Genomic DNA, 22,409 nt, shown 5'->3' on the forward strand with positions numbered 1-22,409 from the left:
TTATAGTTATATATTATATTTTATAGATTAAAATTAGTTTAATATGTATAGTTAGACTAATATATTATAACCATAAAAAAAAGTTTTTTCAATTATAAATAGTAATATTTCACTATTATATAATTAAGTATATTAATTATAAAATTATTATATCTCCCTTTAAGGGAGATATATTTATGAATTAACAGATTTATTAGAGTTATTTACTGCGTTTGCAGACAATATGTCCGTTCCTAATTCTATTTCTATAGTATTTCCTCCTTCTTCACATTCAACTAAAGATTTTGATATAACTTCTTTTATATTTTTTACCGGTATTACATCAGCATCTTTTATGCCTGAAAAATTTTCTTGCCAATTCTCCTGTGGAATTATTATTTTCCTAGCTCCCGCCTTTATAGCCGCTTGTATTTTGCTGTTTACCCCTCCTATAGGTTTAACCTCCCCATATAAAGATATTTCTCCTGTCATTGCTACTTCATTATCTACAGGTACTTCTTTAATTGCACTATATATTGCCGTTGCTATACTTATCCCAGCAGATGGTCCATCTACAGGGACTCCACCGGGGAAGTTCACATGAATATCATATTGTTTAATGTTCATATTAAATATATTTTGTAGAGCACTTATAACATTTTCTACAGAACATTTAGCTGTACTTTTTCTTCTTATTTTTTTATGAAATGCACTTATCTCTTCCTGTTCCACTATACCAGTTATATTTATATTTCCTCTTCCAAAGTTATTCTTTTTAGCAATTACCTCAATTTCCATTACAGTTCCCATATTAGCTCCATATACAGCTAAACCATTAACATATCCTATTCTAGGTTTATCATGAATTTTTATCTCTGGTCTTGGAGAATAGTGACCATTTTCAATAATCCATTCTATGTCTGATACGATTATTTCTTTTCTATTTTCATTTAAAGCTATTCCTGATGCTAATTGAACTAAATTAACTGCATCTCTACCATTATTCGCATATCTTCCTATTAATGCATTAGCCTTATCTCCCAATTCGAATCCTATCTTATCGGCTGCATTCATGGCAATTTCCTCTACTTCTTCTGATAGAAGTGATCTAAAAAAGACTTCTACACATCTAGATCTTAGTGCTGGGGTAATTTCCTCAGGACTTCTTGTAGTTGCACCTACTAATCTAAAATCTGCGGGCAGACCATTTTCAAAAATATCCTTTATAAACACCGGCATATTTGGATCTGCTGAATTATAATATGCACTATCTAAAAACACTTTCCTATCCTCAAGAACCTTTAATAATTTATTCATTTCCACAGGATGCAATTCACCTATTTCATCTATAAATAATATTCCACCATGGGCTTTAGTTACAGCTCCAGGTTTAGGCTGGGGTATTCCCGCAATACCTAACGCACCTGCTCCTTGATATATGGGATCATGAACTGAACCTATTAAAGGATCTGCAATCCCCCTATCATCAAACCTTATAGTAGTGGCATCTATTTCTATAAATTTTGCATCTCTTTTAAAAGGAGAATACTTTTTATTCTTAGCATCTTCTAACACAAGTCTAGCTGCAGCAGTTTTACCTATACCAGGCGGTCCATAGATTATTACATGTTGAGGATTAGGACCGCACAATGCAGCTTGAAGTGCTCTTACTCCCTTTTCCTGACCTATAACCTCCTTAAGATTTTTAGGTCTACTTTTTTCAGTTAGGGGTTCTGATAATGCTATTTCTCTTAATTTTTTTAGTTTATCCATTTCTTTTTTACTTTCTCTATCAATTACTACTTTATTTGTTTGCTGACCTTTTAATGCATTAAAAAAATATAACCCCATTATTATAGTAAATATAAATTGAACTAATACAATTATATTTGTCATAACACATCCTCCTATATCCATATAAATTAAATTAACTTCTTTTCTATTATGAACATTTTTCCTTTCATATATTCCAAAAAAAAAGAATAAGGATAAATTTATCCTTATTCTCATTATTTTTCTATGCAGTTTCTGGTCCTTTTTTAGTTCTTGGTTTTTTAACCTTTATAGTGGCTCTTTTTCCATCTTCAGCTATAATCAAATCAGGAGTTTTATTTTTAACTGTATTCTCATTAATAATTACCTTTGCAATACTTTCTTCAGACGGAATATCAAACATTATATCCTTCATTATTTCCTCAAGTATAGCTCTAAGACCTCTTGCTCCTGTATTTCTTTTTATAGCTTCATCCGCAATAGCCTTTAAAGCTCCATCTTCAAATTCAAGTTCAACATTATCTAATTCAAATAATTTTTTATATTGTTTTAAGAGAGCATTTTTAGGTTTGCTTAATATATTAATTAATGCATTATCATCAAGTGCATCAAGAGTAACCACAATTGGAAGTCTACCTACAAATTCAGGTATTAAACCAAATTTTAATAAATCTCCTGGCATTATTTCTTTTAATAATTTCCCTATTTCTTTCTCTTTTTTAGACTTTACATCTGCCCCAAATCCTAATGAACTATTTCTAGTTCTTCTTTCAATTATATTATCTACACCGTCAAAAGCTCCACCACAAATAAATAAAATATTTGTAGTATTTATTTGGATAAACTCTTGATGAGGATGTTTTCTTCCACCTTGAGGTGGAACTGAGGCTATAGTCCCTTCCAATATTTTAAGTAATGCTTGCTGAACTCCTTCTCCTGAGACATCTCTTGTTATAGAAGGATTTTCTGATTTTCTAGCTATTTTGTCAATTTCATCAATATAAATTATACCTTTTTCCGCTCTTTCTATATCGTAATCCGCATTTTGTATAAGCTTTAAAAGTATATTTTCAACATCTTCTCCTACATATCCAGCTTCAGTTAAAGTTGTAGCATCTGCAATAGCAAAAGGAACATTTAAAAATTTAGCCAAAGTCTGTGCTAACAAAGTCTTACCTGACCCAGTAGGTCCAAGCAAAAGTATATTACTTTTTTGTAACTCTACATCCTCACTAGTAGCATTTGAATTTATTCTTTTGTAGTGATTATATACAGAAACAGCTAAAGACTTTTTAGCTTCATCCTGTCCTATAACATATTGATCTAAATAATTTTTTATTTCTACTGGTTTTGGCAAGGAACCCATTTCAACCTGAACATCATCTTCAAACTCATCACTTATTATTTCTGAGCAAAGTTCTATGCATTCATCACATATATAAACTCCCGGTCCCGCTATTAACCTTTTAACTTGGTCTTGAGTTTTACCACAAAAAGAACATTTTAATTGTTTTTTCTCATCAATTTTGGCCATTTCTACACCTCACATAAATGGTTATTTTTTATTAACCATTACCTCATCAATTAATCCATATACTTTTGCTTCTTCAGCATCCATAAAGTTATCTCTTTCTGTATCCCTTTCAATTATTTCAAGTGGCTGACCAGTTCTTTCACTTAGGATTGAATTTAATTTCTCTTTTATTTTTAAAATTCTGTTTGCATGAATACCTATATCAGTTGCTTGCCCTTGGAACCCACCTAATGGTTGATGTATCATTATTTCACTATTAGGTAGCGCATATCTTTTTCCTTTTGCTCCAGAAGCTAATAAAAATGCCCCCATAGAAGCAGCCATACCCACACATATAGTTGCTACATCTGGTTTTATATATTGCATTGTATCATATATTCCCATTCCAGATGTTATAGAACCACCAGGACTATTTATATATAAAAATATATCTTTATCTGGATCTTCAGCCTCAAGGAATAATAACTGTGCTATTACCAGACTGGCAGTTGTATCATTAACTTCTTCACTTAACATTATTATTCTATCTTTTAAAAGTCTAGAATAAATATCATAGGATCTTTCTCCCCTATTAGTTTGTTCCACAACAACAGGTACTAAACTCATAAAACCTCTCCTCCTTTATAACTCATATTCGCTACATTATATATAATTTCCTATTATAGATTTTTTAGTAAAAAATATATATCTTTAGTTAAAATTAATTGCCAGAGAAATTTTTCCTGGCAATTAACTTTACTTTAAATTAAGCTATTTCTTTACAATTGTCAACTAGTAATTTTATAACTTTTTCATTTACAACATCTAGTTCTAAATAAGACTTTTGAGAATTCATTAATAATTCAGCTGTCTTTTCAACATCCTTATCTCCATATTGTTTAGCCATTTCTTTAGCTTTATCCATAAGTTCTTCTTCTGTTGCTTCTATTTTTTCAGCTTTAGCTATTTTAGCAAGGACTAATTCTGTTTTTACTCTCTTTAAAGCTGTATCTTTCATATAATCTCTAACTTTTTCTTCACTACTATTAGTATACTGATAATATGTTTGAAGATCTAAACCTTGATATTTTAATCTCATTTCTAAATCTTTTAGCATGTTGTTAGTTTCTTTTGTTACCATTATTTCTGGAATATCTACTTTAGCATTTTCACAAGCCGAATCTACAACTGCTTCTTCAAATTCCTTTTTAGCTTTCAATTCATTTTGTTCTTCAGTTTTCTTTTTAAGATCTGCTTTTACTTCTTCTATTGTATCAAATTCTGATATTTCTTTTGCAAATTCATCATCAATTGCTGGTAGTTCTTTTACTTTTATCTCTTTAATGTATACTTTAAAGATTGCCTGTTTTCCATTTAATTCTTCCTTACCATACTCTTCTGGGAATTTTACACTAACTTCTTTATCTTCTCCCTTTTTAAGTCCAATTAACTGGTCTTCAAAATTATCTATAAATGTACCTGATCCTATCTCTAATGGATAATCATTTCCTTCTCCACCTTCAAAAGCTTCTCCATCAACAAATCCTTTAAAATCAATAACAGCTATATTTCCTTTTTCGATTGTTCCATCTTCATCTTTAGCTTCAATTCTTGCATTTCTTTCCTGCATTGACTTTAATTGATTTTCAATTTCTTCATCTTTTACTTCATATGTATTCTTTTTAACTTCTAATCCTTTATATTCACCTAATTCTACTTCAGGCATAACAGTTACCTTAGCTGAATATTTAAAGTCCTTTCCTTCTCCAATTTCAATTACATCTATTTCTGGATAATCTACTGGTTGAATATTATGTTCTTTTAATGCTTCTGGGTATGTAGAATCACAGCAGAAGTTTATAGCATCTTCATAAAGAACTCCTTCACCATAATATTGTTTTATTATTCCCATTGGAGCTTTTCCTTTTCTAAATCCAGGCACATTAAATCTCTTCACATTCTTTGAATATGATTTCTTCATTGCCTCATTAAATTTTTTAGCTTCAACAGTTATCTCTAACTTTACAACATTGTTTTCTATTTTCTCCATACTTGCGTTCATTATATTATTCCTCCTAATCACCTGATATGCTCATATTAACCACAATATTATAACATATATTTAATATTATTAATATATGATAGCAAACTTATTTTCATATTTTATATAAAACTTAAAGTAGCCATTAATAATTATAACAAATACCATAAAATTTACAAATGAATTTTTTTAAATAAATATTTTTTCTAAATGTCTTTTTGCCTCTGTAATTTCTTTATAATTTATATAATTATCTCTATATACTTCTATTATATATACTCCATTATAATCTATTTTCTTTAATTTTTTATAAATTTCTACATAATTAATATTACCTTTCCCGGGTAATAAACACATATTATTGCTATCATTGTCATTTATATGAAAATTTATTACTTTATCCCCCATAATATCCAAATATAATTCTGGAGCTATCTTTGCTTTATAAGCTTGTTTAATATCAAAAGTAAAATTTATAGGATATTTACATCTTTCCAGTAATTGTTCTAAAAAATATATATCTGCCGACATACACCAAGATACATTTTCTTGAGCTAACTTTATTCCTTCACTTAAAGCTATATATATGATTTCATCATACACATCTATTATAGATTTTAATCTAATTTCTTTTCCTTTATCTAATCTTAACCCATGAAAAGTATAACACTTGGCTCCTAAATTTTTAGCAGCTTTACAAATTTTTTTAAATGGAATTAGCATGTCTTCCTTTCTTCTTTTATAACTATCAAACAAATATGGTTCAAAAGAAGAAGAAAAAGCATGTACTGAATTTATATAAAAGTTATTTCTCTGGCTCTCGTACTTTAATTTATTTATAAAATCATCTTCATACTCCCTTGGAGTATTTAAAAAAACCTCTCCAATATTAAAATCTAATTTTTTCATTAATGATATACTATCTTCTGTGTATATATCAGGATAAAAACTTGCAGAAGATAGTCCTATCTGTTTTTTTATATCATTTGAAAGGTTATTCATTTATTCAGCAACCTCTCCATTGGCTTTTAAATAACATGTCTTACCGTCAGCAATAATAGTTAGCCCTTTATCTACTAATTTATCGATCTTTATTTCTTCTCCTGATATATTTTGTATATTTATATGATTATTATTTTGCACATTAACAACCCATACATATTTAGTACTTCTTTCAAACCATGGTAATTGAGTTATATATGCTACATTATTGTCATCTATAAACTTTGGCATAGTACACCATACATAATCTGGTTTTGTCTTGACCTGTTCTTCTCTTGTTATAACTACACTTCCATCTGTAGATATATATTTAGTGTTACCAACATCTGATATTTTCCCATCTATATTCACATATATTATTTTTTGCATTTTTTCATCATAAACAATCGCCCCATTTCCTGTGGGACTTATGTCATAGTTAATTTTACTTTCTTTAGGTGCTATGTATTTAAATTTTTTACTTCCATTTTTATCTTCATACATAATCTTAATAGTTTCACCATTAGACAATTTAACTTCATATCCTTCTATTTTATTTTTCTTTTCTTTCTCCTGCTTGTTATCTGCAACTATAGGCTTTTTATCCGAATTATTTTTAATATCTTGTGATTGCTTCTTTGAACTTGAATTCTTTTTTATATTGGATACCCAAGACTTAATAATACCTTTACCAAATAACCAAGCACCTAAACATACGGCAACAATAACTACTACTAATATAATAATTCTTCTCCTTCTTTTTTTCATTCTACGTTCATAATCTTTACTAAAAATACTTGGTTTTCCCACAATAATTCCTCCCACTTGTACTTTTTTTACATTCAAACCACAAATTATACAATTTTATGGTATTTTATCAACTAATTATACGAAGTCACTATTTATTATAACTCAAAGATAATATAATTAGTAATAAATTTTTGTAAATTATGAAATCAATTATAACCCCAACATTCTTTACAAATATTGAGGTTATAATTATTTCCATAATATTATATATATCTAATTTAAGTACTCATTTAAAGCTATATGTTCTATTTTCTTTTTATATCCTTTTTCTACATTTATAGTATTTATAAAAACCTTAGCAGTATCTATGCACGTAAATGCTAAAACTTTATATTCTGAGCAAGTCCTTCTTAATATGAATCCATTTCTGTTTAATTCATTCCCCTTGGTAGGAGTATTTATGACTATATTAATATTTCCATCCTTTATAGCATTGTTAACCTTTAATAGGTTTAATTCTGTACATTTAATATCTCTTTTATTTAAAAACTCAGTAGTTCCTGATGATCCATATAAACTAAACCCTAAATTCGAATAATCTTTTAACATCTCTATACTTTCTTCTCTATCCCCTTCTCTTAAAGAAACATATATATTACCTTTAGTAGGTATCTTTATGCCAGATGCTTTAAATGCTTTATAAATTGCATTATCAAGTTTATTATCTATTCCTAAAACTTCCCCTGTAGACTTCATTTCTGGACCCAAATATATATCCGCATTATGCAACTTTTCACCAGAAAATACAGGTGCTTTTACTGCATAGAAACTCTTATTTTTCCTAAGCCCTACCCCAAACTTTGACTCTTTAAGACTTTTTCCAAGTTTTATTTCCAAGGAAATATCAACCATAGGAACACCTGTTATCTTACTTAATATAGGTATAGTTCTTGAGGCCCTCGGATTTACTTCTATTACATATACTTCATTTCCATCATATACATATTGTATATTTAATAACCCCTTTATATTTAATCCCTTCCCTATTTTTTGCGTATAATCTACTAATTTATCCTTTATCTTTTCTGTTAATGTTAACGTAGGATAAACGGTAATGCTATCTCCTGAATGTACTCCTGTTCGTTCTATATGTTCCATTATTCCTGGAATTAATATATTCTCTCCATCACATAATGCATCCACTTCTATTTCTACACCTTTTATATATTTATCTATTAATATTGGGTGATCGTCTGATACCTTTACAGCTTCTGTCATATACAATCTTAAAGATTCTTTATTATAAACAACCTCCATAGCTCTTCCCCCTATAACATAAGAAGGTCTAACTACCACTGGATATCCTATGCTATTAACAACTTTAAAAGCACTCTCTTCATTTGTAACACAATATCCGTTCGGAGAAGGTATATCAACTTTATTTAAGAATGTTTTGAATTTATCCCTATCTTCTGCTATATCTATAGAGTCAAAAGAAGTACCTAATATTTTAACACCTTTTTTATTAAGCTTCTCAGCTAAGTTTATAGCTGTTTGACCTCCTAGTTCTACAATTACTCCATATACTTTTTCTTCCCTTATAACCTCCAAAACATTCTCTATATTAAGTGGCTCAAAATACAGTTTATCACCTGTATCAAAATCCGTACTTACAGTCTCTGGATTATTATTTATAATAATAGCTTTATATCCTGCTTTTTTTATTGCCCAAATTCCATGTACACAACAATAATCAAATTCAATTCCCTGTCCTATCCTTATAGGCCCTGATCCTATTATTAGTATTTTTTTATCATTTGTAATTAAATTTTCATTTTCTTCATCATATGTAGAATAATAATATGGAGTAGTTGCATCAAATTCACCACTACAGGTATCAACCATTTTATAAGATGGATATAAATCATACTTAGCTCTTAGTTTCTCAACTTTATCTCCATCTATTCCTTTTAATTGACCAATATATTCATCTGTAAATCCCATAGCCTTAGCTTCTCTTAATAAATCCTTATTTAATTTCAGTTTTTTAATTTTTTCTTCCATATTTATTATACTTTCTATTCCATACAAAAACCAACTATCTATTCCAGTTAATCTATTTAATTTGTCTAAAGATAACCCTTTTCTAATTCCTTCTGCTATGGCAAATATCCTTCTATCATCTTTTAGCTCTATAATACTTATAAGCCTATCTAAGTTCAGATTATCAAACTCATTTATCCTAAGAGAATTAAAATTTCCATCCAAGGAAATTATAGCTTTCATTAAAGAGCTTTCAAAAGTTCTACCGATAGCCATTACTTCTCCTGTAGCTTTCATTTGAGTACCTAAAGTTCTCTCAGCTTTTGAAAACTTATCAAAAGGCCATCTTGGTATCTTAGTAACCACATAATCTATTGTTGGCTCAAAACAAGCACTAGAACTTTTTGTAACACTATTTTTTATTTCATCTAAGCTATATCCTACTGCTATTTTAGCTGCAACTTTTGCTATAGGATACCCTGTGGCTTTGGATGCCAATGCACTTGATCTACTTACTCTTGGATTAACTTCTATTACTACGTATTTGTTTTGAAATGGATGCAAAGCAAATTGTACATTACATCCCCCTTCTATTTTAAGGCTCCTTATTATGTCTATTGAAGCTTTTCTAAGCATTTGATATTCCTTATCCCTTAAAGTTTGAGAAGGTGCTACTACTATACTATCCCCAGTGTGTATCCCTACTGGATCAATATTTTCCATATTACATATTATTATACAATTATCCTTCCCATCTCTTATAACTTCATATTCTATTTCTTTCCATCCAGCTACACTTTGTTCTAATAAAATTTGTCCTATAGGACTCATACTTAATCCCTTATGACATATTTCTCTTAGCTCATCTATATTATTCGCTATTCCACCACCTGTTCCTCCTAATGTATAAGCTGGTCTTATTATCACAGGAAATCCATAATTTTCTATAAACTTTTCACACTGTTCTATGTTCGTAGCTATTATACTCATTGGAATAGGCTTATCTATATGAATCATTAACTCTTTAAATTCTTCTCTATCTTCGGCTTTTTTTATAGCATCACTATTTATACCTAATAATTTTACAGCATATTTATTTAGAATTCCCAAATCTTTTAATTTCATTGCTAAATTCAACGCGGTTTGCCCACCAAAGCCTGCTAAAATTCCATCTGGTCTTTCCCTAATTATTATTTTCTCTAGTGTATCTACATCCAATGGTTCTATATAAACTTTATCGGCTATATGTGTATCAGTCATTATAGTAGCAGGATTACTATTAACCAAAATAGTTTCAATTCCTTCTTCCTTTACTGCTTTACAGGCTTGGGTACCAGAATAGTCAAATTCTGCTGCTTGCCCTATAACAATTGGTCCTGATCCTAATATAATAACTTTACTTAAACTCTTATCTAATGCCATACCCTTTCCTCCTCTTTATTATGCACTTTTAATATTATTATCTTTTGACAAAAGCTCTATAAATCTATCGAAAAGATAAATAGAATCATTTGGGCCAGGTGCTCCTTCTGGATGAAATTGTACCGAAAATATAGGTAAATATTTATGTCTTATTCCTTCAACAGTATTATCATTTAAATTAACATGAGTAATTACTATATCTTTATTTTTGATACTTTCTCTATCTACTGCATAACCATGATTTTGAGATGTTATATATACTTTATCCTTCTCAATATCATAAACCCCATGGTTACCACCTCTATGTCCAAACTTCATCTTATAAGTATCTCCTCCAAGTGCCAAAGTAAGTAATTGATGCCCTAAACAAATACCGAATATAGGTAATTTACCTATCAATTTCTTAATAGTCTCTATTGTTTTTGGTAAATCCTTAGGATCGCCAGGACCATTGCTTAAAAATATTCCATCAATATTGAGTTTTACTATTTCTTCATAAGGGGTATTATAAGGGATGACTTTTAAATCACAATTCTTATTTTTTAGATTTTCAATTATGTTCTTTTTTATTCCAAAATCCATAACTGCTACTTTATACCCACTTCCTTTTATATGGGCTATGCTTTTTCTACTTACCATTTCTACTAAATTTTCATTAAAATTATAATTATTAAGTATATTTTTCATTTCATTTAAAGATATATTTTCATTAGATATGACACATTTCATGGAACCGTTGCTTCTAATCTTCCTTACTATACTTCTAGTATCAATATTTTGAATTCCAACTATATTCATTTTATTTAACATTGAATCTAAACTTTCATTACTCATATAATGAGAAGGTACATTGCATAATTTTTTAACAATTAATCCCTTAGAATAAACTTTAGTACTCTCCATATCTTCTCTATTTATTCCGTAATTTCCTATAAGGGGATAAGTCATTGTTACTATTTGACCTGCATAAGATGGATCTGTTAAAATTTCTTCATATCCAACCATAGATGTGTTAAAGACAAGCTCCCCTACTGCCGTTCCAGATTTTCCAAAAGATTTACCTTTATAAATACTTCCATCTTCTAAATATAATAATCCATTCATTCTCTTCACCTCATATTTTTTAATTTTAAGGTGAGGAAAAACGGTATTATTGCAAAAATAAAACCTCCTGCATAAGCAGAAGGTTAGAATTTTTGTAAAAATACTATAGAATAATCTTATTCCATTTTCCCTAACCTTCTCAGCCTCTCTGGACCGAAATTAAAGGCATTAATTATTTAATTGTATTAAATTAAAACATATTTTTCTAACCCTGTCAAGCTAATTTAAAAACTACTTTACTTTATATTTCTACTACCTGGTTTTATATAATTTAATCCTGCTTTGCACAATGGACAGTCTTTTTTATCATAAGACTTAACTTCTAATTTAACTGCACTATAAATTGGATATGGCATTTCTATACTATTATCTCTTCTATCTACTATGCAACATAATCCAACCACTTCTCCTCCTAATTTTTCTATAACCTTAGCCACCTCTAATGATGATTTACCAGTAGTTATTACATCTTCTGATATTATAACTTTCTGGCCTTTTTTTATATTAAATCCCCTTCTTACAGTCATAGTTCCCTCTTGCCTTTCAGCAAAGATACCTGGTTTTTTTAGTTGTCTTGCTAATTCATATGCTACTACAATCCCACCCATTGCTGGACCAACTACCATATCAAAATCTAAATCCCTTAACTTATCTGCAACAAATTTCAAAACTTTTTCTGCTTTATCAGGATATTGTAAAAGTTTTGCACACTGACAATATTTATCACTATGTCTGCCTGAGGACAATAAAAAATGTCCTTCTAAAACTGCCTCACTTTCTTTTAATGTATCTATAATTAATTTATTTGTATTTTCCATATTATATTCCTCCTGAAAATTAATATTTATATTCCATTACTTTATAATTCCTGTTATTTCATTTAAATCTTTTATACCTTCTTTTAAAAGATATTTTTCTATTCCTTTTATTATATTCATCGCTGCAAAAGGATCTATTAAATTAGCCGTTCCAACCTGAATGGCCTTGGCCCCTACCATTATAAATTCTATAGCATCCTCCCAGGTCATAATACCCCCAATTCCTATAACCGGTTTATCAATATTTTTACACACTTCATAAACCATTCTAAGAGCTATAGGCTTTATAGCTGGTCCTGATAATCCTGCAGTTATATTATTAAATACAGGCTTTTTATGTTCAATATCTATTGCCATAGCTTTAAATGTATTAACTAAAGAAATCGCATCTGCACCTGCATCACAACATTTATATGCCATGTGTACTATATCTTCTGCATTGGGAGATAATTTTACTATTAAAGGTTTTTTGCATATGGATTTCACTTCTTTTACAATCTCGTAGGCTACATCTGACTTAATTCCAAAAGCCATACCTCCATGCTTTACATTAGGACATGATATGTTAAGTTCTATCATATCAATATTTTTATTATTTAATTTTAATACCGCTTCAATATAATCCTTTGTAGAGCTACCACCCACATTTGCGATTATAACTGTATCAAGCTTTCCCATAAATTCTAATTCTTCTCTTATAAACCTATCCACCCCTGGATTTTGAAGTCCAACACTATTTAATATTCCTAAGCTAGTTTCAAATATTCGAATTCCATCATTGCCTTCCTTAGGATAAATAGTAAGTCCCTTTGTACTTATCCCGCCTAACTTTGATACATCAAAAATTTCATTATACTCTTTACCAAATCCAAAAGTTCCTGATGCTGCTATAACTGGATTTTTAAATTCAATACCACATATATTAACCTTCACAACTATTCCTCCAATTCTGAACCTAAAAATACCGGTCCATCTTTACAAGTCCTTTTACTACCAGTCTTGGTTTTGCAAGTACATACAAGACATGCTCCTATTCCACATGCCATGTGTTTTTCCATAGATACATAAATTGGCACGTTTATTTCTTTACATATATCCATAGCCTTATACATCATCTTTTCTGGACCACAACATAATACAATATCATATCCCTTAGCATTAAATATATCAGTGACATATCCTTTATATCCTACTCTACCTGACTCTGTGCTTATATAAAAGTTGTCTATATATTTTTTTATATTATCTACTCCATATACTTCATCTTTAAATCCACTATATAAATCAACTGTACACTTCTTTATTTTTTTTAACACATAGTTCATTGGTGCTATACCTATTCCACCAGTTATTAACGCTATTTTCCCACTTATTTTTTCCATAGGGAACCCAATCCCCAAAGGCCCCATCAATTCTAAACTATGATTTTCTCTTACATTAGAAAGAAGCCTAGTCCCTTTTCCTACTACTGCATATAAAAAACTTATGCATTCATCATTAATAGAATGAATACTTATTGGTCTGTTTAATAAAGGTTCATTTTCCCAAGCCCTTAACATATAAAATTGCCCTGGCTCTCCTTTAAACTTACCCTTTATAGATAATTTATAAATTCCCTTACTTATCTCCTTATTCTCTAATACTTTTTCTAATGAATACCTCATGCAACCGCTCCATTTCCCATTATTTATCTTTTAACTTTTTTACAGCATTTAATATATCATCTCTCATATTTATTACGGCTTGCCTTGAATAATCTTCAAAATGTAATATATTTTCGTGTCTTTTATAAGCTAAGAGTATTCCTCTAGATGAATTTACTACTCCTCCATTACCATCCTTTAGATATAAAGCCACATCATCTGCAGTACCTCCCTGTGCTCCATATCCAGGTATCAAGAAAAAAGTGGTTTTCATATTGTTTCTTAGTTTTAAAGCTTCATCTACATGAGTACAACCTATAACTCCACCTATAGAGCTGTATCCACATTGACCCAAATATTCTTTCCCCAACGTTTCAACTTTATCTGAAACTATTTCATATACCCTTTTACTATCTATAGATGATATATACTCTATATCCTTTGCACCCTCATTCGATGTTCTTACAAGTGTAAATATTCCCTTTTCATCATTTCGTACATAGGATAAATATGGTTTTATTGTATCCATTCCCATATAAGGATTTAAAGTTATAAAATCCGTTTCAAAATCACCTTCAAAATGTGCTTTTGCATACATTTTAGCAGTATTTGCTATATCTCCTCTTTTTATATCAGATATAACAATACAACCTAATTCTTTTATATACTCTATAATCTTTTTATATACCGTAAGACCTGTTAAGCCAAGTGCCTCATAGTATGCAATCTGAATTTTATAACAAGCCACTTTATCAAAAGTAGCATCTATTATCTTTTGATTAAATCTAAAAAGAGCATCCTCTGGGAAAATAAATTTCTGCCTAAAATTTTCTGGTATATATGCCATATCTGTGTCCAATCCTACACATACATGCCCATTATCTTTTACCCTATCATATAATTTATCTATAATCATTTAATACTCCCCCTTTTTATATGAATCATAAACAACAATTCCACTTTTTATTGTTTTATATATTTCACCATATACTTGCATTCCTATAAAAGGGGTATTTTTACCTTTGGAAGAAAATTTTTTAGTATCAATATTATATTTTCTATCTAAATCTACTAATACTATATCTCCCTCACAACCTATCTTTATTTCTCCTTTATTAAAACCTAGAATTTTAGAAGGATTTTTAGACATTATTTTTGATAATCTATTTATGGTTATACATCCCCCTTTAACCAATTTTGTATAACATATAGGAAATGCTGTTTCTAAACCTGAAATTCCAGGAGCTCCTTTTAGTTTATCCTCTAAACTATGTGGTGCATGATCTGTACTTATAGTATCCACCCATCCACTACGTATAGCCTGTATTAAATACTCTACATCCTCTCTACTCCTCATAGGTGGATTAACCTTATAGTTAACCTTCTCAGTTAGTCCTATATGGTGTGGTGTTACTTCACAACTAACATGATATCCTTCCTTTTTAGCATCTATTATATATTTCATTGATTCCTTTGTACTTACATGTGCTAGATGTATAGAACATCCTGTATATTTTGCTAATGTAATGTTTCTCCAAGTCATTGTATTTTCCGCAAGTCTTGTATCTGACGAAGTTAATTCATCATTTTCACAATGACACATTACTATAATATTTTTTTCTTTTGCCTTTACCATAGCATCTAACATAATTTTACTATCCATAATATCTTTTCCATCTTCTGAAATTATCTTTACCTTATTATCTAAAGTATCTAAATGTGATAAAGTTCTGCCATCAAAATTTTTTGTTATTGACATAACTTGGTGTACATCTACCAAGTTAATCTCCTTAGCTTTATCTCTTACATAATTAACAGTGTCCATACTGCTGCAAACTGGATTAGTATTTGCCATTAGATTAACTCCTGTATATCCTCCTTGAACTGCTGCTTTACTCCCCGTTATAATATCTTCCTTATAGGTATACCCAGGATCTCTAAAATGCACATGTAAGTCTATAAAAGATGGTAATAAAGCCTTCCCTTCGGCATATATAGTTTCACATTGCTTATATAAATCTTTTCCTATTTCCATTATTATTCCATTGTTTATATATACATCACCAATAAAATCTTGACACCAATCTATTACTCTAGCTTTCTTTATTAGTAACTCCATTACTACTCCTCCATAATTCCATATATTTCATCACAATATTTACATTTATATTTACCTTTTTCTTTATCTATTAAATTAAATATATGAGGAATATATTTTTCTACGGAAGTTATACATCTAGGATTATTACATCTTATTATTCCCTCTACCTTTTTTGGTAACTGTAAATTTAATTTACGTTTTATATTTTCACTTTCAATTATATTTATAGTTATGTTAGGATCTATTAATCCTAACATTGTAAGATCTATATCTATATTATTTTCTATCTTTATAATATCTTTTTTCCCTAGCTTATTACTAAAAGCATTCATTATAAGAGCTACAGAAAAATCTGCCTTATCTAATTGTAAATAATTGAATATTTTTATTCCATATGAAGATTTTATATGATCAATTACTATACCATTTTTTATACTATTTATTGTGAGCATATTAAATCACCCCCAAAAGTTTTGCCATAAGGGCCATCCTAACATACATTCCATATTTAGCTTGTTTAAAATAACAAGCCCTGTAATCCTTGTCGACTTCATAAGATATTTCCTTTACTCTTGGTAAAGGATGAAGTACTATCATTCCTTTTGGTGCTTTACTCATTTTTTCTTCATTTAATATATAAGTATCCTTCAATCTTATATAATCTTCTTCATTAAAAAATCTTTCCTTTTGTACTCTAGTCATATACAATATATCTAATTTTTTTATTATCTCTTCAACATTTTCTACCTCTATAAACTGGATATGGTTCTTTTCTAAAATTTCACTTTTAATATATTGTGGGAGCATTAATTCCTTCGGTGAGATAAGAATAAATTTATTATTAGTATATCTAGATAAAGCTTTTATAAGTGAGTGGACAGTTCTTCCAAACTTTAAATCTCCACAAAAGCCTATAGTTAGGTTAGATAGATCACCTTTTATTGATCTTATGGTAAGTAGGTCCGTAAGAGTTTGAGTTGGATGATTATGACCTCCATCTCCTGCATTTATAACAGGAACTTCACTATATCCAGCTGCTACCATTGGAGCTCCTTCCTTAGGATGTCTCATTGCAATGATGTCTGAATAACAAGAAACTACTCTTACAGTATCTGCTATGCTTTCGCCCTTTTTAGCAGAGCTAGAATTAGGTTCTGAAAAACCAATAACTTTACCTCCTAGTCTTAGCATAGCTGATTCAAAACTAAACCTAGTTCTAGTGCTAGGTTCATAAAATAGAGTTGCTAAAATTTTATCTGCGCATAGATTTGTAAATTTCTTAGGATTTTTTTCTATTATATTAGCTAAATCTAATATTTCTTTTATTTCATTTAATGTAAAATCCATTGGGTCTATTAAACTTTTTCCTTTTAACAAATAAATCTCCTCCTTTTTAGTATCTCTGTACTAAATTTAAAGGTATTAAAAAATGCCTTCCCCAATAAGGAAGGCATAGAATACTCAACGTCTATTATTTGTAGAATTCTATCTACACATTCCTTTAAGGCCTCTCTGGACCTTTTTTAAAGGTTATATATTAGTTTCTTTAGTAATGTTATCACTTTTAATTACATTAGTCAACACTTTTATCTTTCTTCTCTAAAATATGGTACACTTAAAGACTTTGGCGGTGAATTCTCTGAAGATTTCCTTATAGAAACAAATACCATTACAATAATAGTTATTACATAAGGTAACATATCTATAACATATTGCGATACGTTTATTCCTAAACCTTGCAATCTAAAACCTATAATATCTAATCCCCCAAACAAATACGACCCAATCAATGCTTTATACGGATTCCAAGATGCAAATATAACTAATGCTACAGCAATCCATCCTCTTCCTGCTGTAATGTTATCTTGCCATGTTGGAACATATACTAGAGAAAGATAAGCTCCACCAAGTCCACACAAAGCTCCACCTAGCAAAACATGAATATACTTATAAAGAATAACATTAATCCCTGCAGATTCAGCAGATTTAGGATTCTCTCCTATAGCTATTAAATTTAACCCTTTAGATGTTTTATAAATATATATTCCTATTACTAAGGCTAGTATATATCCTATATACACAAAAATATCCTGTTTAAAAAATATATCTCCTATTATGGGTATGTCCTGTAATAAAGGTATATGTATTGGTGTAAAAAAATTTTTAATATTACTAGGAACTACTTTTCCAACTAAATCTTTTCCAATAAAACTTGAGATTCCTGTTCCAAAAATAGTAAGTGTTAAGCCCGATACTACTTGATTTGCTCTTAGTCCAATAGTTAGAACTGCATATATAAATGCACCTAAAGCACCAGATATCATCGATCCTAGCATAGCTAACATGGGATTTTTAGTTAATATACCTATCATAAATCCTATTACTGCCCCCATTAACATCATACCTTCTACCCCTAAATTTAGGTTCCCAGCTTTCTCACATATAAGCTCTCCTAAAGTAGCCAAAAGTAAAGGTGTGCCAGCTACTATACATGCCTGTAAAAAAGATATTAATAATCCCATTTTAAGTCACCACCTTTACTGATGCATTGGAATTTTTTATAACTTTATATCTTATAAAAAATTCACTTCCTAATACAAAAAAAAGAATAGTAGCTTGAAGTATTAAAGCGGCTGACTCAGGTATTCCAAATGCAGTTTGAATAAAAGAACCCCCCTCTAAAAGAGCAGCAAATAATATAGATACTACCACAATTAAAGGAGCACTTAAATTAGAAAGCCATGCAATTATTATAGCTGTATATCCAACTCCCCCGGATACCTCCACAGATAAAGTATTACTAACTGCAGAGGCTTGAATCATTCCCGCAATTCCACATAATCCGCCACTTAAAAGCATAGATATTATTATTGTTTTCTTTATGTTGACTCCTGCATACATTGCAGTGTTTTCACTTTCACCCAGAACTGATATTTCATAGCCCTTTTTCATATAATTCATAAATAAATATATAAATACAACCAAAACTAAAGCTATAATCCATCCTATATGAATGCCAAATATATTTGGTAATATTGCATTGTCACTAAAAGTAGATATTTTAGGCAATCCTTGTGCCTTTGGATCCCTTAAAGGTCCGTACTGCAAATATGTAACGAACTTTAAAGCTATGTAATTCATCATTAAAGTAACAATAGTTTCGTTGGTTCCCCATGAAGATTTGAAATATGCAGGTATATACGCCCATACTGCTCCACCTATACATCCTGCTAAAAACATAACAGGCAGCAATATTACTGGACTGGTTTCCGGAAGTTTTAAAGCAAGATATGAAGACAAAAATGCCCCCATTATTATTTGACCTTCCCCTCCTATATTCCAAAATTGCATCTTAAAAGCAATTGAAATTCCAAGAGATGTTACAATAAGAGGAATAGCCTTTATTATTGTTTCTTTTACACTATAGCTAGATCCAAATGCCCCTTTTATCATGGATGAATAAACTTTTAAAGCATCTAAATGAATTAATTGTATGAATATTCCTACTAATGCAAATGCAAATATAATAGAAATCCCCCTTATAACTATACTTTCTCTTGTAGTTATCTCACTCTTTTTTACTATTCTAAACAACTTTGCGCTCCTCTCTTTTTAGAGTCTTACCACTCATTAGAAGACCTATCTTTTCTTTAGTTGCTTCTACCGCCGTTAGTTCACCTGTTATAATCCCATCGCATAAAACTATAATTTTATCACATAAATGGATTAATGTATCCAAATCCTCACCTATATATATAACTCCAGCCCCTCGCTGTTTTTGTTCATTTATTAAATTATATATAGTATAACAAGTGTTTATATCAAGCCCTCTTACAGGATAAGCCATTATTAACAAATTAGGATTAGAATCCAACTCTCTTCCTAATAATATTTTCTGTATATTTCCCCCAGATAAATTTTTTATGGGATGATATATATCAGGAGTTTGTATGCTTAATTTTTCTTTTATTTCTCTTGCTTTATAAATTGCTTCTTTTCTTTTAAGAAATAATCCTTTTGTATTGTGATATGACTTTAGTAACAAATTATCCACCATATCCATATTTCCTATAAGTCCCATCCCTAATCTGTCTTCCGGTATAAAACTCATACTTACACCCTTTTTAATAATCTCTTTAGGTGTCTTATTCTCTATACTCTCGCCATCTATTAATATTTCCCCAGAACTTATTTTTTGAATACCTACTATAGCTTCACACAATTCTTTTTGACCACTTCCTGCTATTCCAGCTACTCCTAATACCTCTCCTTTTTTCACATTAAAATTTACATTTTTTAATATAGCTACCTTTTCCCTATTTATCAAATTCACATCTACAATTTTTAATACATCCTTACCTGTAACTGCTTCAGGTCTATCTATAGATAATTCAACTGATTTTCCAACCATAAGTTCAATTAACTCTTTTTCATTTGTTTTACACTTATCTAATGTTTTTATACTTTCTCCTTTTCTAAGTATGGTTATCCTATCACACATTTTCATAACCTCATCCATCTTGTGAGATATAAATATAACTGAACATCCATTTTCTTTCATTTTATGCATAATTTTAAATAACTTTTCTGCTTCTTGGGGAGTAAACACTGTTGTAGGCTCATCTAAAATAAGTATATCTGCTCCTCTGTAGAGTACTTTCATAATTTCAACCATTTGTTTTTCGCCCACAGACATATCCTGTACTTTTTTTTCTAAATTTATATCTATACCATATGAGCTACATATTTCATTAATCTGACTTTCTATTTTTTTCTTATTTATAAATAAATTAGTTTTCTGCCCCATAATTATATTATCTCTAGCAGTCATATTATCTACTAACTTAAAATGTTGATAAATCATTCCTACACCATGATTTATAGACTCCTTAGGTGACTTAAAATTCACTAAATCTCCATGTATATAAATAAACCCGCTGTCAGGAGTATATACCCCTGACAACATATTCATTAATGTACTCTTTCCCGCGCCGTTTTCACCTAATATAGCATGTATTTCTCCACTATAAACATTTAGATTTATATTTTTATTTGCTAAAACTTTTCCAAAACTTTTTTTCAAGTTTTCTATTTTTATATAACAGTTTTCCATATATCCTCACCTATTTATTATTTTTGTATTTTACCTTCAACCCCCTGGATAAACCAATCAAAATTTAGTAACTCCTCATCAGACATAACCTTACCATTTTGAACTTTTACAATTCCATTTTGATCCTTTAATGGTCCTCTAAATATTTTATTCTTACCCTCTATTATTTCTTTTTTAGCCTTTTCTATTGCTTCTTTTGCACCCTTAGGAGCATTATTGGTTAATTCCGATAATGCAACAATTCCTTCACTCATACCTTTCCAATGACTTTCAGCCTTCCATGTGCCATTTAAAATTGCATTAACTTGTTCAACATAAAACGGTCCCCAATTCCAAATGGCAGATGTAATATTTGCTTTTGGAGCAGTTTCCTTCATATCTGTATTATACCCAATTGCAGATACACCTTTTTCCTCTGCGGCCTGCTGAGGTCCTGCGGTATTTTGATGTTGTGCTATGACATCTGCTCCCTCAGAAATAAGTGCCTTTGCTCCCTCTTTTTCCTTTGCTGGGTCATACCAAGTATTTGTCCACTTGACTAAAACTTTTGCATTTGGGTTAACCGACTGAACCCCTAATGCAAATGCATTAATTCCTCTAACAACCTCTGGAATAGAGAATGCTGCTACATATCCTATTTTATTAGATTTAGTTTTCATTGCAGCAACAACACCTGACAGATACCTTGCTTCATATATTCTTCCAAAATAATTTGACATATTTTCTGTAGTTTTATACCCTGCACAGTGTAAAAATTTAATATCTTTGTGTTTTTTGGCTTCTTTTTCTAACCCATCCATAAATCCAACGCTTGTACCTATAATTACGTTACAACCTTGATTTATCATATCCTCAACTACTTTTTGCACTTCTGCTGTATCTTCCTTTACAGATTCTTTATACATAGTAGAAACTTTAAGTTCTTTCTCTAAATGTTTTCTTCCTTCATCATGAGATTGGCACCATCCACCATCTGCCACTGGCCCAACATATAAAAATCCTACTTTTAAATCATTTTTGCTTTCTTTTCCGTTAGTAGACTTTTCATTCTTACCACATCCTAATAGTATAAGTGAACATACTAAAATAGAAATTAAACATGTACTTATAAATTTAAGTTTTTTCATA

Annotated in this window: 19 protein-coding genes; all 19 read right to left on the reverse strand. The window is 30.0% G+C overall.

The window, feature by feature from the left end:
- Positions 1-174: 174 nt before the first annotated feature.
- On the reverse strand, positions 175-1,875 hold the full coding sequence (gene lonB, locus EJL03_RS04895) for an ATP-dependent protease LonB (protein WP_125152843.1): 1,701 nt from the start codon (positions 1,873-1,875) through the stop codon (positions 175-177).
- 121 nt (positions 1,876-1,996) lie between these two features.
- Positions 1,997-3,286, reverse strand: a complete 1,290-nt coding sequence (clpX, locus tag EJL03_RS04900; protein WP_125152844.1) for an ATP-dependent Clp protease ATP-binding subunit ClpX — start codon at positions 3,284-3,286, stop codon at positions 1,997-1,999.
- Positions 3,287-3,307: 21 nt separating this feature from the next.
- Entirely contained in the window at positions 3,308-3,892 is a 585-nt protein-coding gene (gene clpP, locus EJL03_RS04905; protein ID WP_125152845.1) for an ATP-dependent Clp endopeptidase proteolytic subunit ClpP, read from the reverse strand.
- Between the two features lie 139 nt (positions 3,893-4,031).
- The gene (tig, locus tag EJL03_RS04910) at positions 4,032-5,327 is read right to left on the reverse strand and encodes a trigger factor (RefSeq protein WP_125152846.1); all 1,296 of its coding nucleotides are present in this window, start codon (positions 5,325-5,327) and stop codon (positions 4,032-4,034) included.
- A 168-nt stretch (positions 5,328-5,495) separates the two neighbouring features.
- Complete coding sequence (locus EJL03_RS04915) at positions 5,496-6,308, reverse strand: sugar phosphate isomerase/epimerase family protein (RefSeq protein WP_125152847.1); 813 nt, start codon at positions 6,306-6,308, stop codon at positions 5,496-5,498.
- A complete protein-coding gene (locus tag EJL03_RS04920; RefSeq protein WP_125152848.1) occupies positions 6,309-7,097 on the reverse strand; it encodes a hypothetical protein in 789 nt (262 codons plus the stop codon).
- A 213-nt stretch (positions 7,098-7,310) separates the two neighbouring features.
- Positions 7,311-10,502: a carbamoyl-phosphate synthase (glutamine-hydrolyzing) large subunit gene (gene carB / locus EJL03_RS04925; protein ID WP_125152849.1), complete on the reverse strand. Its 3,192-nt coding sequence runs from the start codon at positions 10,500-10,502 to the stop codon at positions 7,311-7,313.
- A gap of 18 nt (positions 10,503-10,520) precedes the next feature.
- The gene (gene carA / locus EJL03_RS04930; protein WP_125152850.1) at positions 10,521-11,606 is read right to left on the reverse strand and encodes a glutamine-hydrolyzing carbamoyl-phosphate synthase small subunit; all 1,086 of its coding nucleotides are present in this window, start codon (positions 11,604-11,606) and stop codon (positions 10,521-10,523) included.
- 236 nt (positions 11,607-11,842) lie between these two features.
- Entirely contained in the window at positions 11,843-12,424 is a 582-nt protein-coding gene (gene pyrE, locus EJL03_RS04935) for an orotate phosphoribosyltransferase (RefSeq protein WP_125152851.1), read from the reverse strand.
- A gap of 36 nt (positions 12,425-12,460) precedes the next feature.
- Positions 12,461-13,363 (reverse strand): dihydroorotate dehydrogenase, encoded by a 903-nt coding sequence (locus EJL03_RS04940; RefSeq protein WP_243108653.1) that lies wholly within the window; start codon positions 13,361-13,363, stop codon positions 12,461-12,463.
- Positions 13,360-14,088, reverse strand: a complete 729-nt coding sequence (locus EJL03_RS04945; protein WP_125152853.1) for a dihydroorotate dehydrogenase electron transfer subunit — start codon at positions 14,086-14,088, stop codon at positions 13,360-13,362. Before EJL03_RS04945 ends, EJL03_RS04940 begins: the two co-directional genes overlap by 4 nt.
- Positions 14,089-14,107: 19 nt before the next feature.
- Positions 14,108-14,983 carry an orotidine-5'-phosphate decarboxylase gene (gene pyrF, locus EJL03_RS04950; RefSeq protein ID WP_125152854.1) on the reverse strand — a complete coding sequence of 292 codons (876 nt, stop codon included), beginning with the start codon at positions 14,981-14,983 and terminating at the stop codon, positions 14,108-14,110.
- Positions 14,984-16,186 carry a dihydroorotase gene (locus EJL03_RS04955; RefSeq protein WP_125152855.1) on the reverse strand — a complete coding sequence of 401 codons (1,203 nt, stop codon included), beginning with the start codon at positions 16,184-16,186 and terminating at the stop codon, positions 14,984-14,986.
- Between the two features lie 2 nt (positions 16,187-16,188).
- On the reverse strand, positions 16,189-16,620 hold the full coding sequence (locus tag EJL03_RS04960; protein WP_125152856.1) for an aspartate carbamoyltransferase regulatory subunit: 432 nt from the start codon (positions 16,618-16,620) through the stop codon (positions 16,189-16,191).
- Position 16,621: 1 nt separating this feature from the next.
- On the reverse strand, positions 16,622-17,545 hold the full coding sequence (gene pyrB, locus EJL03_RS04965) for an aspartate carbamoyltransferase (RefSeq protein WP_125152857.1): 924 nt from the start codon (positions 17,543-17,545) through the stop codon (positions 16,622-16,624).
- A 209-nt stretch (positions 17,546-17,754) separates the two neighbouring features.
- On the reverse strand, positions 17,755-18,690 hold the full coding sequence (locus EJL03_RS04970) for an ABC transporter permease (RefSeq protein WP_125152858.1): 936 nt from the start codon (positions 18,688-18,690) through the stop codon (positions 17,755-17,757).
- Position 18,691: 1 nt separating this feature from the next.
- Positions 18,692-19,762 (reverse strand): ABC transporter permease, encoded by a 1,071-nt coding sequence (locus EJL03_RS04975; RefSeq protein WP_125152859.1) that lies wholly within the window; start codon positions 19,760-19,762, stop codon positions 18,692-18,694.
- Positions 19,755-21,281 carry an ABC transporter ATP-binding protein gene (locus tag EJL03_RS04980; protein ID WP_125152860.1) on the reverse strand — a complete coding sequence of 509 codons (1,527 nt, stop codon included), beginning with the start codon at positions 21,279-21,281 and terminating at the stop codon, positions 19,755-19,757. Before EJL03_RS04980 ends, EJL03_RS04975 begins: the two co-directional genes overlap by 8 nt.
- Before the next feature lie 17 nt (positions 21,282-21,298).
- Positions 21,299-22,408: a BMP family ABC transporter substrate-binding protein gene (locus tag EJL03_RS04985; protein WP_125152861.1), complete on the reverse strand. Its 1,110-nt coding sequence runs from the start codon at positions 22,406-22,408 to the stop codon at positions 21,299-21,301.
- Position 22,409 lies beyond the last annotated feature (1 nt).

The organism is Clostridium rectalis, assembly GCF_900626095.1.
GTDB classification, from domain to species: Bacteria; Bacillota; Clostridia; order Clostridiales; family Clostridiaceae; genus Clostridium_AS; species Clostridium_AS rectalis.

What these genes read in the sequence shown, in the direction of transcription:
- clpX (WP_125152844.1), bottom strand. Translation starts at nt 3,286, where the DNA reads ATGGCCAAAATTGATGAGAAAAAACAATTAAAATGTTCTTTTTGTGGT.
- lonB (WP_125152843.1), bottom strand. Translation starts at nt 1,875, where the DNA reads ATGACAAATATAATTGTATTAGTTCAATTTATATTTACTATAATAATG.
- EJL03_RS04915 (WP_125152847.1), bottom strand. Translation starts at nt 6,308, where the DNA reads ATGAATAACCTTTCAAATGATATAAAAAAACAGATAGGACTATCTTCT.
- EJL03_RS04945 (WP_125152853.1), bottom strand. Translation starts at nt 14,088, where the DNA reads ATGAGGTATTCATTAGAAAAAGTATTAGAGAATAAGGAGATAAGTAAG.
- clpP (WP_125152845.1), bottom strand. Translation starts at nt 3,892, where the DNA reads ATGAGTTTAGTACCTGTTGTTGTGGAACAAACTAATAGGGGAGAAAGA.
- pyrF (WP_125152854.1), bottom strand. Translation starts at nt 14,983, where the DNA reads ATGATTATAGATAAATTATATGATAGGGTAAAAGATAATGGGCATGTA.
- pyrE (WP_125152851.1), bottom strand. Translation starts at nt 12,424, where the DNA reads ATGGAAAATACAAATAAATTAATTATAGATACATTAAAAGAAAGTGAG.
- carA (WP_125152850.1), bottom strand. Translation starts at nt 11,606, where the DNA reads ATGAATGGATTATTATATTTAGAAGATGGAAGTATTTATAAAGGTAAA.
- EJL03_RS04980 (WP_125152860.1), bottom strand. Translation starts at nt 21,281, where the DNA reads ATGGAAAACTGTTATATAAAAATAGAAAACTTGAAAAAAAGTTTTGGA.
- EJL03_RS04985 (WP_125152861.1), bottom strand. Translation starts at nt 22,408, where the DNA reads ATGAAAAAACTTAAATTTATAAGTACATGTTTAATTTCTATTTTAGTA.
- EJL03_RS04955 (WP_125152855.1), bottom strand. Translation starts at nt 16,186, where the DNA reads ATGGAGTTACTAATAAAGAAAGCTAGAGTAATAGATTGGTGTCAAGAT.
- EJL03_RS04960 (WP_125152856.1), bottom strand. Translation starts at nt 16,620, where the DNA reads ATGCTCACAATAAATAGTATAAAAAATGGTATAGTAATTGATCATATA.
- carB (WP_125152849.1), bottom strand. Translation starts at nt 10,502, where the DNA reads ATGGCATTAGATAAGAGTTTAAGTAAAGTTATTATATTAGGATCAGGA.
- tig (WP_125152846.1), bottom strand. Translation starts at nt 5,327, where the DNA reads ATGAACGCAAGTATGGAGAAAATAGAAAACAATGTTGTAAAGTTAGAG.
- EJL03_RS04970 (WP_125152858.1), bottom strand. Translation starts at nt 18,690, where the DNA reads ATGGGATTATTAATATCTTTTTTACAGGCATGTATAGTAGCTGGCACA.